Source organism: Phytoactinopolyspora alkaliphila (genome assembly GCF_010550695.1).
Taxonomy (GTDB): Bacteria; Actinomycetota; Actinomycetes; order Jiangellales; family Jiangellaceae; genus Phytoactinopolyspora; species Phytoactinopolyspora alkaliphila.
On sequence record NZ_JAAGOB010000012.1, the window covers coordinates 34,566 to 50,284 of the forward strand.

Annotated in this window: 11 protein-coding genes; 6 read left to right on the forward strand and 5 right to left on the reverse strand. The window is 67.3% G+C overall.

The features are described from left to right. The first annotated feature begins 21 nt into the window (after window positions 1-21). The 4 genes from G1H11_RS19645 (at window position 22) to G1H11_RS19660 (ending at window position 4,954) form a co-directional block, all read left to right on the forward strand. A complete protein-coding gene (locus G1H11_RS19645; RefSeq protein WP_163820303.1) occupies window positions 22-1,620 on the forward strand; it encodes an ABC-F family ATP-binding cassette domain-containing protein in 1,599 nt (532 codons plus the stop codon). Window positions 1,621-1,745: 125 nt separating this feature from the next. Then, the gene (locus tag G1H11_RS19650; protein ID WP_343074887.1) at window positions 1,746-1,967 is read left to right on the forward strand and encodes a helix-turn-helix domain-containing protein; all 222 of its coding nucleotides are present in this window, start codon (window positions 1,746-1,748) and stop codon (window positions 1,965-1,967) included. Window positions 1,968-2,200: 233 nt separating this feature from the next. Further along, on the forward strand, window positions 2,201-4,096 hold the full coding sequence (locus G1H11_RS19655; RefSeq protein WP_163820409.1) for an ABC transporter transmembrane domain-containing protein: 1,896 nt from the start codon (window positions 2,201-2,203) through the stop codon (window positions 4,094-4,096). A 111-nt stretch (window positions 4,097-4,207) separates the two neighbouring features. Continuing rightward, a complete protein-coding gene (locus tag G1H11_RS19660; RefSeq protein ID WP_163820305.1) occupies window positions 4,208-4,954 on the forward strand; it encodes an ICP22 family protein in 747 nt (248 codons plus the stop codon). Window positions 4,955-5,079: 125 nt separating this feature from the next. Here G1H11_RS19660 and G1H11_RS19665 read toward each other — a convergent pair whose 3' ends face one another. The 4 genes from G1H11_RS19665 to G1H11_RS19680 form a co-directional block, all read right to left on the reverse strand. Further along, the gene (locus G1H11_RS19665) at window positions 5,080-10,266 is read right to left on the reverse strand and encodes a DNA repair ATPase (RefSeq protein ID WP_216843945.1); all 5,187 of its coding nucleotides are present in this window, start codon (window positions 10,264-10,266) and stop codon (window positions 5,080-5,082) included. 7 nt (window positions 10,267-10,273) lie between these two features. Continuing rightward, complete coding sequence (locus G1H11_RS19670) at window positions 10,274-12,283, reverse strand: SPFH domain-containing protein (protein ID WP_163820306.1); 2,010 nt, start codon at window positions 12,281-12,283, stop codon at window positions 10,274-10,276. Between the two features lie 46 nt (window positions 12,284-12,329). Next, on the reverse strand, window positions 12,330-12,962 hold the full coding sequence (locus G1H11_RS19675) for a hypothetical protein (RefSeq protein ID WP_163820307.1): 633 nt from the start codon (window positions 12,960-12,962) through the stop codon (window positions 12,330-12,332). A 104-nt stretch (window positions 12,963-13,066) separates the two neighbouring features. Next, on the reverse strand, window positions 13,067-13,912 hold the full coding sequence (locus G1H11_RS19680) for an SURF1 family cytochrome oxidase biogenesis protein (RefSeq protein WP_163820308.1): 846 nt from the start codon (window positions 13,910-13,912) through the stop codon (window positions 13,067-13,069). Between the two features lie 30 nt (window positions 13,913-13,942). Here G1H11_RS19680 and moaA point away from each other — a divergent pair, with 30 nt between their 5' ends. Further along, the gene (gene moaA / locus G1H11_RS19685) at window positions 13,943-14,932 is read left to right on the forward strand and encodes a GTP 3',8-cyclase MoaA (protein WP_163820309.1); all 990 of its coding nucleotides are present in this window, start codon (window positions 13,943-13,945) and stop codon (window positions 14,930-14,932) included. 160 nt (window positions 14,933-15,092) lie between these two features. Here the strand turns inward: moaA and G1H11_RS19690 are convergent, their stop codons facing one another. Continuing rightward, a complete protein-coding gene (locus tag G1H11_RS19690) occupies window positions 15,093-15,437 on the reverse strand; it encodes a DUF3099 domain-containing protein (protein WP_163820310.1) in 345 nt (114 codons plus the stop codon). A 69-nt stretch (window positions 15,438-15,506) separates the two neighbouring features. On the opposite strand from G1H11_RS19690, the gene G1H11_RS19695 reads away from it, so the two are divergent. Beyond that, window positions 15,507-15,716 (forward strand): dodecin, encoded by a 210-nt coding sequence (locus G1H11_RS19695; protein ID WP_163820311.1) that lies wholly within the window; start codon window positions 15,507-15,509, stop codon window positions 15,714-15,716. Window positions 15,717-15,719: the final 3 nt, after the last annotated feature.

Sequence of the window (15,719 nt, forward strand, 5' to 3'; positions counted from 1 at the left end):
CGCGACGGAGACCACTGAACGATGCTCACCGCCCATGAGGTAGAAGTACGTGCCGGGGCGCAGATCCTGCTCGCCGGGGCCACATTCAGGATCGCGCCCGGGGACAAGATCGGGCTTGTCGGACGAAACGGCGCGGGCAAGACGACGCTCACCCGGATTCTCGCGGGTGAGGGGCAACCGTTCGGTGGCAGCGTCAGCCGATCCGGCGAGGTGGGGTACCTGCCGCAGGATCCCCGGACGGGCGACCCGGACGTGCTGGCCCGGGACCGGATCCTCGGCGCACGGGGGCTCGATGTGATCACCGCGCAGTTGCGTCGCGCCGAGGAGCAGATTGCCTCGGAGAACACCGCAGAGCACGAGCGGGGCATGCGCCGGTACAGCCGGCTTGAGTCGGAGTTCCTCGCGCTGGGCGGTTACGCGTCGGAGAGCGAGGCCGCGACCATCGCCGCCAGTCTCGGCCTGGACGAACGCGTCCTGACTCAGCCTTTGCGCACCCTTTCCGGTGGACAGCGCCGGCGCATCGAGCTTGCCCGGATCTTGTTCTCCGACGCCGGCACCATGTTGCTGGACGAGCCGACCAACCACCTCGACGCCGACTCGATCATGTGGCTGCGTGACTTCCTGCGTGCATACAAAGGCGGGTTGGTGGTCATCAGCCACGACGTCGCGTTGCTGGACAAGACCGTCAACCGCGTCTTCCACCTCGATGCCACGCGAGCCGAACTCGATGTCTACAACGTGGGCTGGTCCACCTATCTTCAGCAGCGCGAGAGCGACGAGCGGCGACGACGCCGGGAGCGTACCAACGCCGAGAAGAAGGCCAGCGTGCTGAAGGCCCAGGCCGACCGGATGCGGTATAAGGCCACGAAGGCGGTTGCGGCGCAGAACATGGATCGCCGGGCTCAGCGGCTGCTCGCCGGGCTGGAGGAACAGCGACGCTCGGAGAAGGTCGCCAAATTGCGGTTCCCGGATCCGGCACCCTGCGGCAAGACACCGCTGACGGCGCGCGGGCTGTCGAAGTCGTACGGCTCGCTTGAGGTATTCACCGACGTCGACCTCGCCATCGACCGCGGCAGCAGAGTCGTGGTGCTCGGCCTGAACGGAGCGGGAAAGACCACCCTGCTCCGAATCCTCGGCGGAGCCGAGAAGCCGGACACCGGAATTGTGGAGCCGGGACACGGGCTGCGGCTGGGCTACTACGCCCAGGAACATGAGACCTTGGACACATCGCGCACCGTGCTCGAGAACATGCGCGCCGCTGCCCCCGACCTGCCCGACGTGGAGGCGCGGCGCGTGCTGGGGTCGTTCTTGTTCTCCGGCGACGCGGTCGACAAACCGGCCGCGGTGCTCTCCGGCGGGGAGAAGACCAGACTGGCTCTGGCCTCACTGGTCGTATCCAGTGCCAACGTCTTGCTGCTCGACGAGCCGACCAACAACCTCGATCCGGCGTCGCGGGAAGAGGTATTGGGCGCGCTGAGGTCATTCGCGGGCGCGATTGTGCTGGTCACCCATGATGAAGGTGCGGTCGACGCGCTGTCTCCTGAACGAGTCCTATTGCTTCCGGACGGCGTCGAAGATCTCTGGAATGCAGAGTATTCGGACCTTGTCGCGTTAGCCTAAAGGTGCACTCGAGCGCGATATCCGAGCCATCATGTGGGATTGATCTTGCGTTCGGGTGGCGAAAAACAGTAATGGGACGGATCATGGTCCTCTGTCATGGAGGACTACGAAAACGGGGAGGACGCGTGGCCGACAAGTTGGTAAAGGGCGCGCGGATCAGCGGAGGACAGCGTGACCAGCTCTCCACTGATCTGAAGAAGCAGTATGAAAGTGGCAGGAGTATCCGGGAACTGGCGTCCGAGACCGGGCGTTCCTACGGCTTCGTCCATCGCCTGCTTTCCGAGTCAGGTGTGACGTTGCGCGGGCGCGGCGGCGCTACCCGCGGCAAAGCCCGGAAGAAGTCGTGACCACTTTCACGAAGCTCGCGTAGCCGAAAATGATCTTGGCCTTTCCGGTTCTTGTTCCACTGACGGTGAGAGTCCTGGAAAGGCCAAGATCATTTCTTAAAGGAACGGAACGGCAGAATCGGGCGCTGACGGCGTGCTGGAAGAAACCTGCCGGTCCTGGTGTTGTCTTGGCCTGACACATCTGATGTCAAGGGCAGAGGCAAGGCTACGGACGGAGGTCGGTGCGGGTGTCGATGGGTGGCGCGTGGATGGCTTCCCGTTCCTTTTCACGGGACCGGAGTGTGACCGAGCGCAGGCTCACCCGTGGAACCACCAAGCGCATCCTGCGGTTCGCCGGGCCGTACCGGCGGCAGATCGCGGTCTTCCTGGTGACGACGGTGGCCTCGGCGGCAAGCGCCGCTGCCGTCCCGCTGCTGCTCAAGCTGGTCATCGACTCCGGGGTCGTCCCGCAACGCCGTGACATCGTCGTCTGGGGAGCCTTGGCGGTGGCGGGGCTTGCCCTGCTCGACGCCGGGCTCAACCTTCTGGGCCGGTGGATGTCGGCGCGGGTGGGGGAAGGTCTCATCTTCGATCTACGCCGCCAGGTCTTCGACCACGTCCAGCGCCAGCCCGTCGCCTTCTTCACCCGCACCCAGACGGGATCGCTGGTCTCGCGGCTGAACTCCGACGTGGTGGGCGCCCAGCAGGCGTTCACGGGGACACTGTCCCAGGTGGTCAGCAACGCCGTGACGCTCGTGCTGGCTCTCGGAGCCATGCTGATTTTGTCATGGCAGATAACTCTGGTGGTGCTGGTGCTGGTGCCGCTGTTCCTGCTTCCGGCCAAGCTGATCGGCCGGAGGCTTGCCGACATCTCTCGTGAGTCGATGCAGCTCAATGCCGCGATGAGTCAGACGATGACGGAGCGGTTCAATGTCGCGGGCGCGCTGCTGGTGAAGATCTTCGGACGCTATGAGCGCGAGACGGAGACGTTCAGCCAGGATGCCGCCCGAGTGCGCGATATCGGCATCGTCCAGGCGTTGTACGCGCGGTACTTCTTTGTGGGGCTGACGTTCCTGGCGTCGCTCGCCACGGCGGTGGTGTACGGAGTGGGTGGCTGGCTCGCCATCGACGGCACGCTGCAGGTCGGCACCCTCGTGGCTCTCGCCGCCTTGCTGACCCGGCTGTACGGCCCGCTGACGGCATTGTCGAACGTGCAGGTGGATGTCATGACGGCGCTAGTGAGCTTCGAGCGCGTGTTCGAGGTGCTCGACCTCGAACCCATGGTCAGGGATCTCCCCGGTGCGACTGTGCTGGTAGCCAGGCAGCCGGCGCCGCTGGACTCTTCCGCGCCCGCGCTGTCGATCGAGTTCGACGACGTGAGCTTCCGGTATCCGTCGCCCGGCGAGGTGTCGCTGGCATCTCTGGAAGCCGTGGCCCGGCCGGCCAGCAACGGGACGGGCGAGGAGGTGCTGCACGACGTCTCCTTCCGGGTCGATCCCGGGCAGATGGTTGCGCTGGTCGGTCCTTCCGGAGCCGGTAAGACGACCATCACCCAGCTCGTGGGCCGCCTGTATGACCCGGACCGAGGTGTGGTCAGGGTCGGGGGCCGCGACGTCCGGCAGGTGACACTCGAGTCGCTGCACGACGCCGTGGGTGTCGTGACCCAGGACGCGCACATGTTCCACGACAGCATCCGTTATAACCTTGCCTACGCCCGTCCGGACGCCAGCGACGACGAGCTTCTCGCCGCCGTGTCCGCGGCACAGATCGGGGAGCTGATCGCCGCCTTGCCCGACGGCCTGGACACCGTGGTGGGGGACCGGGGTTACCGCCTGTCCGGCGGGGAGAAGCAGCGCCTGGCCATCGCCAGGCTGTTGCTGAAGGCACCTCGAGTGGTGGTACTGGACGAGGCGACGGCGCACCTGGACTCGGAGTCGGAGGCAGCCGTCCAGCGAGCGCTGAAGACGGCCCTGGTAGGCCGGACGTCGCTGGTCATCGCCCACCGGCTGTCCACCGTGCGTGATGCCGACATGATCCTCGTCGTGGTCGCGGGCCGCATCGTCGAGCGGGGCACGCACGACGAGCTGCTGCATGCCGGCGGCACCTACGCCGAGCTGTATCGGACTCAGTTCGCTTTGCAGGCCGGCTGAAGGTGCCCACCTGCGGCTCCACGAGGTGTCGTCGGCCTCGAACCAGCGCCGTCGTTTCACTCAGCCGCTAGCGGCGAGTCGCCGGTAGGCCGGGTTTGTATCGTGGGCGGTATGCATCATCCGCGACGTCGGCCCGCCGCTCTGCCGGCAGCATTCTTCACGCTCGTCCTGCTCGTCGGGGGCTGTGGCGACGAGGAGCCTGCCGGCCCCGGTGTGGGCGAAGGTAGCGAGACCTCTGCCGGCGGAGCGCCGCAGTCCCCGGACACCGGTGCTCCCGGCTCCGAGACCGCCCAAGGCGACGACGGTGGGGGAGACGAGAGCGCCGAAGGTGGCACGGACGACGAGACCTCGGACGACGAGACCTCGGACGACGGCCGCGGCGACGAGAGTGGTCAGGACGGCGAGGAGTCCGGCGAGGCTGGTGCGGCAGCCGGCGTGACACCGAGCCCGGGCGTAGTCGGCGAGGTGCCGGCCAGGTGCCCCGAGGAAGTGGTCGCGGTGGGAGAGCGCATCACCGCGGACTACGAGCACGTCGAGATGCCGCCCGGGGACCAGCTTGCGATTCTCACCTGCGACTGGCGGGACTCGGGCAACACCATCGCCAGTGTCGAAGTGAGCTTCTCGCAGCGGATCTACGGCACCGACCTGGCCGATGTGGAAGGTGCGGAACCGGTGACGATCGCCGGCGTGGACGGCTACGTCCTGGACTCGGGCGAGCGCAAGGTCACCGCCACCATGTTCCAGTTCCACGCTGAGGGCCTGTACATCACAGGTGGATCGATTGAGGTCGCCGACGTCGAGCAGGGTGACGTGCTGGCGCTGGCCGAAGCGGCCATCGAGTTCGTCACGTCACGGTGAACGCGACCGTCGTCGGCCCTCGGAGGCCACAGGCCCTTGCAGGCCACAGGTCCTTGCAGGCCACAGGTCCTTGCAGGCCTCCGTGCCCCCCGGCAGGCTGCCGGGCCGCCGGCACACCGGCCGCATCAGTCGGCGTGGTGGCCCTTCGGCCGGCGCGCCCGTGCGCCACGGCTGGGCTGGTCGAACGCCTTGTCGGTGATCGAGTTGATCGCGTCCTCGATGCCGCCCACGCGATCTGCGAGCAGTCCCACGGCACCGACCGCCCGGCTCATCGGGTCCTCGTCGTCCCCGCCCAGGGCTTTGGCCCGCAGATAGGCCGACTTCACCTCCGCCCATCGCTCGGCCTGCTCGGTGGTGAGCCGTCCACGCAGCTCCGCCAGCTTGAGTAGATTCGCCTCCGCGCCGGCGGTCAAGGTCTGTGCCTCGCCCACATAGTGGTCGTCGACCAGCGCCTCGAGCTCGTCGTCGTTCATCACCGCCACCACCCGGCCGGCCAGGGCGTTCATGTTGCGGTAGGAGCCCTGCAGCTGGAACGGCGGCTCGGTCCGCGATGCGTCGGTCTGGGCGGCCGAGGCGATGTAAGCCTGGTTGTTCGCCAGCACCACCTCCTGAACCCGGATCAATTTACGCAGCACCGTGAGGATCTGGTCGAGCTCCACCGAGGAGTAGGGATGGACGAGCTGATCGCGCTGGGCGTTCTGGTCGCCGCGGGCAAGGCGCACCAGGAGGTCGACGTCGGCGCGCTCACGCGTGGACACGGGCGCGAGCACCGAGTTCGCGGTGAGGGAGTTCTCGATGTAGCTCAGTGCGAAGAGCTCGTCGCGGCCGGAGAGGACGTCACCGAGGTTCCATACGTCGGCGCGGTTGGCCAGCATGTCCGGCACCCGGAAACGCTGCCCTTGCTCGGTGTACGGGTTGCCGGCCATGCACACGGCGAACCGCTTGCCGCGCAGGTCGTAGGTGCGCGTACGCCCGTTCCACACGCCCTCCATCCGGCGCTGGGCATCGCACATGGAGATGAACTTCTGCAGCAGCTCCGGATTGGTGTGCTGGATGTCGTCGAGATAGAGCAGGACGTTGTTGCCCATCTCCAGCGCGAAGTTGATCTTCTCGACCTCTTGCCGTGCCGTCGCGTTCGGCGCCTCCGCTGGATCCACCGAGGTGACCGCGTGCCCGAGCGCTGGCCCGTTCACTTTGACGAATACCAGCCCCAGGCGGCTGGCGACGTACTCCATCAACGTCGTCTTGCCGTAGCCGGGCGGCGAGATCAGTAGCAGCAGTCCACTCTGGTCGACGCGCCTGGACTCGCCCGTGGCGCCGAGTTGCTTGGCCAGGTTGTCGCCGATCAGCGGCAGGTAGACCTCGTCGAGGAGACGGTTGCGGACGAAGCCGCTCATCACCTGCGGCTTGTACTCGTCCAGCCGGAGGACGTCGCGCTGGCGGGCGACGAGTTCGCTGCGCTGGCGCTGGTAGGCCCGGTAGGCCGGTACCCGCTCCAAGCGGAAGCGACGCGTGCGGGACAGCACCTCGTCCAGCCGGACGCGCAGACTGCGTTCGGCGATCCGCGGGTGGGTTCCGAGTAGCCCGGTGACTGTGCTGGTCAGTGCCGCCGAGGAGTCGTACCGCGTGAGCGCGGTGCCGCACAACTCGATAGCGACGGCCTCGGGAAGATCGGAGGCCTCGAATGCCGAGGGTTCCCGCGAACGACGCTCCCCGCCGCCCGGCTCGGTGTCGGCGGTGGCCGTCATGAAGGAGCTCAGCCACGCCGTGGCGAGCTGATGCCGGGCGGCCAGATCGGATTCGAGGGCACGCAGGTCCTCTTCGAACGCCTGGCGCGATCCGGCACCCGAGCGGCGGCTCAGCGAGCGGTGGAACGAGTCGAGAAGCTTCTTCGCGCCGGCGTGAGCGACGAATCCGGCCGAGGCGTCAGCGAGTTCCTCGAACAGGTACTCGCCGGCCTGGGAGGCGTCGTCGCCGGCCACCTGTGCGGAGAGGCCCGCGTCGTGATGGAACGCGGCGATAGCCTCCCTGAGCTCGTCGCAGAGCGAGTCGACCGCGTCGGACCGGTGGAAGTTGAAGGCCGACCGGGCCTTGTGCAGCGACGCGGCCCGCGTGGACCACGAGGATCTGGCTTGTTGGTCCGCTCCGAAGGCCCAGAACAGCTGTGCCGCGCTCCGCGCGGCCGGTGTGTACCGCAGCAAGTCGGCGGCCGTGTACATCCGCAGGAGCACGTCGAGGATGGCAGCGGCGTCGTGATCGTGCACGCCGCGTTCGTAACCCTCGTCGTATCGGCTCTCCGCGACCTCACGCACCAGCCGCAGCAGCCCGTTCTCGGCGATGGCCGCTTCATGGAGGCGCTCGAGGGTGAGGCCGTTGCGCTCCTGAGCGTCGGCGAGGATCGACGCCGCGAGGTATTCGGCGCGGTACACGTCGGGCGCTTCGGAGACGAGCAACTGATCCCAGAACGGGCGGGTCTTCTCGAACTCGGGATCGTCGACGGGGGCGTGGAAGTCGGTCCCGGTGACGGTGAAGGTCATCCGGCCGTCGTGGGGGACCAGGGTCAAGTCGATCGCTTGCGTGTTGACCGCGAACCGGTGCTGGCCGAAGCGGATCGTCTCGCCGCCGTCGTCGTACAGGTCGATGCGGTCTCGCAGTGCCCGGCCGGCCTCCTGCTGCGCGGCCTTGATCCGGCCGTCGAGCTCCTCTGCTCGGACCTGGTCGCCGAGCTCGCGGAGCTCGGTGGCGACTTTCCGGAGCCTCGCGACCATCGCGTCGGAGGCGAAGTACGTGTTGACCTCGTCGACCGAGCCGAGAGAGGTGACACGCCGCTGCACGTTGGTGAGGATGCGCTCGGCCGAGTCGGTGAGACGGTCGGCCCGTCGGGTGCGCTCGTCGACGAGCGCCTGCTTGCGCGCGGAGAACGCCTCGTAGACGTCTTCCCGCTTGGTCTCGAGCTCAGCCAGGAAGTCGTCGAATTCGGTGAAGCGGGCCTCGAGGTTCTCCAGCTGCAGCAGCAGCCGGCCGAGCTGATCGTCGCACGCGTCGGGGGTGTTCGCCACCGCCAGAGCACCGGTGATCGCCTGTCCGAGCAGCGCGAACTCAGCGGCGAACTCCGCCCGTCCCTCGGTAGCGAGCAGGTCGCGCCGGCGGCCCTCGAGTGTGGCTCGGGCCCGGTTCAGCGCGCCGAGCACCTCGCCGATCCGCTCGAGAATGGCAGTGCGCATGGTGGCGTCGGCGATGTCCAAGGATCCGATGACGTCGGTCACCGTCTCCAGCGCCTGGGACTGCTCGGCCAGCCGGTCGGCCACCTCGGTGGCGTCGGCGACCGTGGGAATCACCGCCGCCTCGGCGGTGAGCCGGTCCACATCCTCGTGATAGCTGAGGAAGGCGTCCTCGCGTTGCAGGAACTCCACGGCCCGCTCGGCCGCGGAGGCGAGCTCGTCCTCAAGGGTCCGGTCCAGCTCGTCCAGCCGGTCCGCGTCGACGTAGCGCATGTCGCGCAGCGTCACCACGTGCCCCTTGGACCGCCGGAGCTCGGCGAGCTGGGTCACCCACGCCTCAGCGGAGCGCGGAGCCTCGCCACGTACCCGCCGCACCAGGGACTGGATGCTCTGCGCCGTTTCTTCCACGGCCGCCGTGGACTGAGCGATCAGCGCCTGGACGTTCTCGAACTCGTCCAGAACCTGTTCCGCGGTGGTCCTGATCTCCGCCAGTGGCGTGCGTAGATCTGAGAGGTCACGATCCCCGAGCCAGTGATAGCTGTCGAAGGCGCGGGCGCAGGCGGCGATGATCGCCTCGAACACCGCGGTGGACGGTGCCATCTCGCTGATCATCCGGGTCACGGACAGGCAGTCGGAGATACCCCGGACGAGCTCGGCGTTGCCGACCCGCTCGAGGGGGCCGGTTCCCACGGGCTGGGCGGCCGCGTAGACGTCGGACTGGAACGGCGTCTGCCACACCTGCACTGGGTGGACCCGCGTTGGTTCCTCGGACGTGGCGCGCAGGATCACCAGCGTGCCGTCGTCGAAGAGCGAGTATCCGTGGCAGGGGATCGGGGTGGCCACGTCCTTGCGGATCACGTTGTAGGGCAGGAGCAGCGAGCGGCCCTCTTCGCGGGCATGGAAGACGTACAGAACGTCCTCGCCGTTGGGCGAGCGGATCGTGCGCTTGAACTCCAGGTCGGTGACGTCGGCATCGAAGGTCCGGTACTCGCCGGTGGCAAGGTAGTAGCCATCCGGGAAGATGATGCCGTGATCCTCGGGTAGCTGCAGGCAGGCCTGTCCGATGCCGTCGAGGCGGACGACCTGGGTGGTCCTGGTGTTGAAGACGAGGTGGCGCCACGTGGTCTCGTTGTAGGGCCGGATCCGGAGCAGGATGAGCGAGCCCAGACGGGCGTAGTGCACGTCGGCGTCGGCGAGACTCTGCAGTGCCTCGTCCACCGGCTCACGGTAGATGCCCGCGCCCGACTCGGTGTTGTTCTCCACCTTGATGGTGAGCTCGCCGCCAGTGGTCTCCACGAAGACGGCGTCCTCGATCGAGATGTGCGGGTACCGTCCCGGGACGTGGTTCTCCCGGGTGGTCTCGATCCACTCGAAGTCGTGCGATGGCGGGAAGGTGTGGTCACGGTCGCCGCGGTTGTCCTGGTAGGCGAGCGTCCCGTCCGGTCCGGTCCGCCAGCGCAGCACTCGGGTGTCGTCGATACTGGGCCCGGTCTGGAAGACCGCGAGGAGCTTGTCCTCGGTCCGGCGGAGCTGAAGAAGGCGAGTCTGCCGGAAGTACCGGTACATGTCCGCGAACTCGCGCTGGAACCGGTCGCCTTCCAGCAGCCCGGGCAGCTCGTCCAGATCGGCGTCGTCGAAGCGGAAGGAGCCCGTAGCGGCCTCATCGCCTGCACCGGCTGCCGTGTCGCCCGCGGCTCGCGCGAACCGGTGCAGCGAGAAGACGTCGGAGATCTTGGTCTCCGGCTTCATGCCGATGAACACGTTGTAGCCGAAGAGCATCAACCCGCCGGCGCCGGCGTTGCCGTTTCCGTCCACTTCCTGTGGGGACCCCATGCTGAGTGAGACGATGTCCCGCGGCACGCAATTGTGCTCGGTGCGGATCCGTTCAGTGCCGATCAGCTCGAGCTGGGCTCCACCGAAGACGTCCAGGCGCTGGACATTGAGCCGCTCGGCCCGGGCAGCGAGTTCTCCGGCCTGTTCCCGCAGCCGGGAACGGAGCACCTCGTAGGTGCCGGCTTCCAGGCCGGGGTGGTCGTCGTTCTCGGTGCGCTCGGAGCCGGCCGGCGGGGCTTCGGTCGTGGTCTCGGACACGCCGGTGTTACTGCTTCGCGCCGGTCAGAGCGGCCACGGGCTGGTCGGCGAAGCCCAGACTGCGCGCCGTGTCGAGCAGGCCCTGCAGCTTCGCCGTGTTCGGCCCGCCCTTGCCGATCAGCTGCATGAGCAGCGCGGAGACGGTGAGATTCTTCAGGTCCTCGGTGTCGAAGGAGCCGAGCAGCCCGGTGATGTCGTCGACGAAGCTCGACGAGCCGTTCAACCAGGGCTTGGCGAGCGTGCTGACCACCTCCGAGTTGCCGACGAACCCGTCCACGCCCTTGCCGAGGGAGATCGAGCTCATCAGCCGGTCGAAGAAGACGCTCTCGCCGCCGACGATGCTGATGTCGGCCTGCTCCAGACCCGTGGCCAGAACACTGGCCTGGGCCTCGGCGACGTCCTTCTGGACGTTGAGGGAAGCGAGCCTGACGTCCTTCTCCATCTCCAGCCGCAGCCGGAACTCCTCGTGCTCCCGGCTCGCGTCATCCAGCGCCGCCATCGCGGCCGCCTTCTCGGTGAGACCTTCCGCCTCGCCCTTGAGCTTCTCCCGGATCGCCTCGGCCTCGACGAGTGCCTTCTCCCGCGCGGCGGACGCCTCGGCCCGGCCGACCTTCTCGATGACCTCGGCGTCGCGCTCGCGGACCTGGACGTCGGCCAAGCCTGCAGCGGCGGCCTCGGCTTGAGTTCCTTCGGCGAGGCGGATCTTGGCTTGCGCGTCCAGCTCTGCCGCCTGCTGGCGGGCATCGGCGAGCACCAGCTCTTCCTGGGCCTTGTGCTTGGCGGCCTGTTCGGCGGCCTCCGCGGCCTTGATGTCCTTGACCAGGTTCTCCTGGGCTTCCGCCTCGGCCGTGATGACTCGGGCCTCGCGCTCCCGCTCCGCTTCCTCGACCGTGCGGACTCGCTTGATGTTCTCTTCCTGCTCGGCGACGGTCTTGTCGACCGCGACGCGTTCCCGCACGATCTCGGCGACCGCGCGCTTCTCGGTCTCGACCTCCTTCGCCATCTCGATGGTGGCGAGCTCGGTTTCCCGGTCCCGCGCCACGACCTCGAGCATGCGGTCCTTCTCGATCTTCTCCGTCTCGACCGCGACGACACGCTGCCGGTTCAGTTCGGCCACCGCGATCTCGCGGGCCTTGTTCTCGTTCTGCACACCGATCTGCTCGTCGGTGCGCAGGTTCGCGGCCTCGGCCTTGAACCGCTCCTCCGCCCGGACACGTGCCGTCTCAGCCTCTTCACGCGCCCGCAGAGTATCGACCTCACGCTGCTGGGTCGCCTCGGCGTCGGCCTGGCGGCGCTCCAGCTCGAGGATCGCCTCACGCGCGTCGACGTTCTGGCGGGTGATCTCCTTCTCGCGGTTGCGCTCGTAGTCGTTGGTGCGGATGTGCTCCAGCGCGGTGAGTTCGGTGATCTTCCGGATGCCCTGGGCGTCCAGGATGTTCTGGCCGTCGAGCTGGGACATCGGTGTCTGCTCGAGGAAGTCGATCGCGGCGTCCTCGAGGCTGTAACCGTTGAGGTCGGTGCCGATGACCCGGATGATCTGGTCACGGAACTCGTCACGCTTGGTGTAGAGGTCGACGAAGTCCATGTGCTTGCCGACGGTCTTCAGCGCCTCGGAGAACTTGGCGTTGAACAGCTCCTGCAGAGTGTTCTGATCGCTGGCGCGCGCGGTGCCGATGGCCTGGGCGACCTTCACGACGTCTTCGACGGTCTTGTTGACCCGGACGAAGAAGGTGATCCTGATGTCCGCCCGGATGTTGTCCTTGCAGATCAGGCCTTCGTGACCGGTCCGTTCGATGTCGATGGTCTTGACCGAGATGTCCATGAACTCGGCCTTGTGAATGATCGGCAGGACCACCGCGCCGGTGAAGGTGACGTCGACTCTCTTCACCTTCGAGATGATCAACGCCCGGCCCTGCTCGACCTTGCGGAACAGCCGGGTGATCACGAAGACCAAGCCCAGCAGCACGATGAGTATGACGGCTAGCAGCACACCGAAACCGGTGCCGAGGGTTTCCATCTCGTGAGAATCCTTACGTCAAGAACGAATGGTGAGGCCGGGTGGGTCAGAGCCTGCCGCCGGGGTCGAGCTCGGCGGCGAACGGCGAGACCCAGAAGAACTCGCCGTCAGAGTCGTAGTCGAAGATCAGTGCGGTGCTTCCGGAGAGGAACTCGTCGTCGCCGGTCTGGCGTACGTGAATGATCGCTGTGGAGCCGTCGTCAGCGGTGACCTCCGCCTGGCCGGTCCCGTGCCCGAGGGGTGCGGTGCGGATGACACAGATCTTGCCGACGAAGTCGGAACGTGAGGATTCGCGGATCTGGGGGAGGGTGCGCCGGATGAACATCACGACGAGCGAGGTGATGACCCACGCGATCACCACCGCGAGCGCGACGGCGACGATGCCCAGCGCCACCGTGGCCGGCGTGGGAAGGTCCAGTTCGCCAAGCGCCACCGTGGCGCTGAGCGCTGCGAACCAGGCGATGGCGATGATCAATGACAACGACACGGTGACCGGCACTCCCCGCAGGCCCACCGCGGCCGCGAAGTCGGCTGCGCCGGCTTCGGCGGATTCGCCGTCGAGCATGTCGATTCCCAGCCCGCCCACAATAACGAGCACCCAGTACGCCACGACCACCAGCAGCATGAAGCTGAACACGACAGCGGGGAAGGTCAGGGCGTGGTCAATGAGGTCAGCCATCGTCGAACGGGCCCCCCTTCCCGTGACTGCCGGACCGTGACTCGCCGGAGTATAGCGGTCGGCAACGTCACTGTCCTGCGGGCGTCCGCACTCCGGCGGAGACGTCAGGTCGGAGAGCGGTGGGCGCTGGATGACTCGTCGCTGGGAGACGGAGAACGCAGGACATCCGGAGCAGAGCCGGCCCGGTGACGTTCCCCGTCACCTGTCGCGTCACCGTCCGAATCGCCGCCTGCGCCGGTTTCCTGACGTCCTTTCGCCTCGGCTCGGATCAGCAGGACGAATCCGACGACACCGACGGTGGCGAAGATGAACCACTGAACGGCGTAGGACAGGTGCGGACCACTGTCGGCCTCCGGCGGCGGGATGGCGGTGAAGCCTTCCTGGACCGGAGGCGTCGCTTCGGCCCAAGCCGGGTACACGGGATACGGCATCGCCTCGGCGATCTCGGCGACGTTGACCGCGCGGACCGTCCCCTGGCCGAGCGTGCCCCCGGCGTCCCGATGGTCCTCGGTGACCCGGAGGCGCACGACGACGTCGACCTCGCCGGACGGTGGGGGCGGCACATCCGGGTTGTCGTCGGCGGCCGGGACGAACCCGCGGTCGACGAGAAGTGCAGTGCCGTCAGCTGTGACCAGCGGAGTAACGACGTGCACGCCGCGTTGACCGCCAAGAGGCCGCAGCCGGAGAAACAGCTCGTTGCTGGGATCGTAGCGGCCTCTGACCTCGGTGCGTCGCCACTGATCGGCGGTGTCGAAGCTCTCACCCGGCGCGAGAATCGCGTCCAGCGGTACGGGTGGCGCGTCGGCGTTGGCCTCGATCACGGCGTTGCGTTCGGAGCGCCCGTCGGCGCGGTCGAGCTGCCACATGCCGAGCCGGAGGCAGACCAGGACGAGCAAAATGCCGGCCACCGTACGGACCAGCCACCGCCTGCTCGCGAGGAACCTGTACACAAATCGACCGTAGACCATAGCCTGGAGAACATGCTTATCGACCGGTATGGGCGTACCGCCACAGATTTACGAGTGTCGTTGACCGACCGATGCAACCTGCGGTGCACGTACTGCATGCCGGAAGAGGGACTGTCGTGGCTACCCAAGCCCGAGATGCTCACCGACGACGAGGTCGTTCGCCTCGTTCGCGTCGGGGTCGAGCGGCTCGGCATCCGCGAGGTCCGGTTCACCGGTGGTGAGCCGCTGCTGCGCCGCGGACTGGTCGACATCGTGGCGGCGTGCGCCGCCTTGACGCCCAGGCCGGAGCTGTCCCTGACCACCAATGCCGTCGGGCTCGCGCGTACGGCTGAAGCACTGGCGAATGCCGGCCTGGACCGGGTCAACGGGTCGCTGGACACCTTGCGTGCGGATCGGTTCGAAGTGCTGACGCACCGGCGTCGCCTCGACGACGTCCTGAAGGGCCTCGCGGCAGCCGACGCAGCCGGTTTGGCGCCGGTGAAGGTGAACGCCGTCCTCATGCGCGACGTGAACGACGACGAGGCACCGGACCTGCTGAGCTGGGCCCTGGATCACGGCTACGAGCTGCGCTTCATCGAGCAGATGCCGTTGGACGCGCAGCACGCCTGGAACCGTGCGGACATGGTGACCGCGGGGGACATCCTCGTGTCTCTGCAGGAGGCATTCGAGCTGACTCCCGCCCACCCGGAGGAGCGCGGGAGTGCGCCGGCGGAGACCTGGCTGGTCAACGGCGGTCCCGCGCGTGTCGGCATCATCGCCTCGGTGACCAGGCCCTTCTGCGGCACGTGTGACCGCACCCGGCTCACCGCGGATGGACAGATCCGCACCTGCCTGTTCGCGCGCGACGAGTCTGATCTGCGAGGCGCGATGCGCGCCGGCGCCAGCGACGAGGAGCTGGCCGAGCGCTGGCAGGTGGCGATGGCGGGCAAGGCGGCCGGACACGGCATCGACGATCCGGGATTCCTGCAGCCGTCCCGCCCGATGTCGGCGATCGGCGGCTGAGACACAGCTCGGCCGAGCCCCGAGAAAACGGCGAGAAAACGGCGGCGTCGGGCAGCCACGGGGGAAGCCGCCCGACGCCGTCGTTACGCAGCGCACCGACGGGGGAATGCGGAACGTGCGCCTGGGGAGTATTGCACGTCAGGTGAGCTCACCGGAAGAGCTAACTTCGGTGTTTTTGATCATTTGGCTCGGTGCTCTGGGTTCCCGCAGGTAGTTCACGCTGCGCCGGCGGGGGAACCGATTCAAGGACACCGGCGGCGGGACGGCTCGCCGCGTTGACGATGACCACGGCGATGTACGGCAGGATCACGGCCCCAGCGATGAACACCCAACGAAGCCAGCCGGAGGTGATGACGGCCAGTGGCAGGCACGCGAGCCGGACTCCCATCATCCACAGGTAGCGGGTCTGGCGTGATCGCAAGTCGTTGCTACGGCCTGCAGCGGCCGTGGTCACCGACTGCACCGGCTCGTCTCGCCGGCCGCCGGAGTGGTGAATCGGGTTCACACCTGACACGGTATGGGGAGAACCACCAGGAGACCAGCCAGGTCTGTATCACTCTACGAGGAGGATGCCATGGACCGGACCTATCGAGTGACCGAGATAGTCGGCACATCGCCAGACGGCGTGGACCAAGCCATCCGGAACGGTATCAGCCGTGCCGGCCAGACCTTGCGCCACCTCGACTGGTTCGAGGTGACCGAGATCCGCGGTCAGATCGTCGACGGAGACGTCGAACACGTGCAGGTAGGCATGAAGGTGGGCTTCCGGCTCGAGGATGCCTGACGT

Coding starts and splice junctions, on each gene's coding strand:
- G1H11_RS19670 (WP_163820306.1), bottom strand. CDS start 12,283: ATGGAAACCCTCGGCACCGGTTTCGGTGTGCTGCTAGCCGTCATACTC.
- moaA (WP_163820309.1), top strand. CDS start 13,943: ATGCTTATCGACCGGTATGGGCGTACCGCCACAGATTTACGAGTGTCG.
- G1H11_RS19655 (WP_163820409.1), top strand. CDS start 2,201: ATGGGTGGCGCGTGGATGGCTTCCCGTTCCTTTTCACGGGACCGGAGT.
- G1H11_RS19675 (WP_163820307.1), bottom strand. CDS start 12,962: ATGGCTGACCTCATTGACCACGCCCTGACCTTCCCCGCTGTCGTGTTC.
- G1H11_RS19695 (WP_163820311.1), top strand. CDS start 15,507: ATGGACCGGACCTATCGAGTGACCGAGATAGTCGGCACATCGCCAGAC.
- G1H11_RS19645 (WP_163820303.1), top strand. CDS start 22: ATGCTCACCGCCCATGAGGTAGAAGTACGTGCCGGGGCGCAGATCCTG.
- G1H11_RS19660 (WP_163820305.1), top strand. CDS start 4,208: ATGCATCATCCGCGACGTCGGCCCGCCGCTCTGCCGGCAGCATTCTTC.